The 772-nt window shown below is 59.6% G+C and carries 2 protein-coding genes; both read right to left on the bottom strand.

Annotated elements, in window-relative coordinates; all coding sequences use genetic code 11:
- Window positions 1–403: 403 nt before the first annotated feature.
- Window positions 404–568: a hypothetical protein gene (locus tag A6A03_RS20220; RefSeq protein ID WP_156525223.1), complete on the bottom strand. Its 165-nt coding sequence runs from the start codon at window positions 566–568 to the stop codon at window positions 404–406.
- Window positions 569–573: 5 nt separating this feature from the next.
- The coding region (locus A6A03_RS20705) for a hypothetical protein (protein ID WP_216636329.1) at window positions 574–772 on the bottom strand (199 nt) is incomplete at its 5' end.

Below are 772 nucleotides of genomic sequence, written 5' to 3'. Positions count from 1 at the left end.
CGCAGGCGGTGGGGTGGATTGCTCGCGCTCCGGCTTTTGGTCGGGTGGGTTGGTCGGTGCCGGCGGAACGGCAGGCGAGGCGACGCGCACGAGGCGAGGTAGCAGCGACATCACGTGGCTCCTTGCTAGTCAAGATGAAAGAGTCTTCATATAGGAAACCGCACGAGATCGGAAAAAGATGCGCGATTTTTTAGACATGGTTGGCGACATGTATCGTCCCTGCTCGATCAAACTTGTGGAGCAGACGTTGCAAAGGTATCCCTCATCCCTCATCCCTCATCCCTCTCCCTTCTGCCGCCAAGCGGGAGAAGGGCACTGCTGCGTTAGCGGATGGGCAAGACCCGTGCAATGAGGGTGTCATCTCTGGACAGATCGCGCCTGCAGCGCAGGCGTTGCCTATGTCTCACGCGCTCTTGACCTTAATCGGACGCCGGATCGCCTTGGGATACCAGAAGGGCGCAGGCGGTGGGGTGGATTGCTCGCGCTCCGGCTTTTGGTCGGGTGGGTTGGTCGGTGCCGGCGGAACGGCAGGCGAGGCGACGTTGAACAAGCGGGTCAGCAGTGACATAGCGTCTATCCTCTCGGCTGTGAGATGAAAAAGTATTCATGTAAGAAACCGCGCAAAATAGGCAAAAGGATGCGCGGTTGTTGCGGGGATTTTGGGATACTCTCATCCCTCTCCCTTCTCCCGCGTAGCGGGAGAAGGGAGATGCTGGATTGGCGGATGGAGACGGTTTGTGCGCTCAGGGCGCGCACGCGCGCCGCATCGATC

The organism is Chloroflexus islandicus (genome assembly GCF_001650695.1).
GTDB lineage: Bacteria > Chloroflexota > Chloroflexia > Chloroflexales > Chloroflexaceae > Chloroflexus > Chloroflexus islandicus.
The sequence above is the reverse complement of the archived record's forward strand: the minus strand, read 5'-3'. Positions and strand labels throughout refer to the sequence as shown.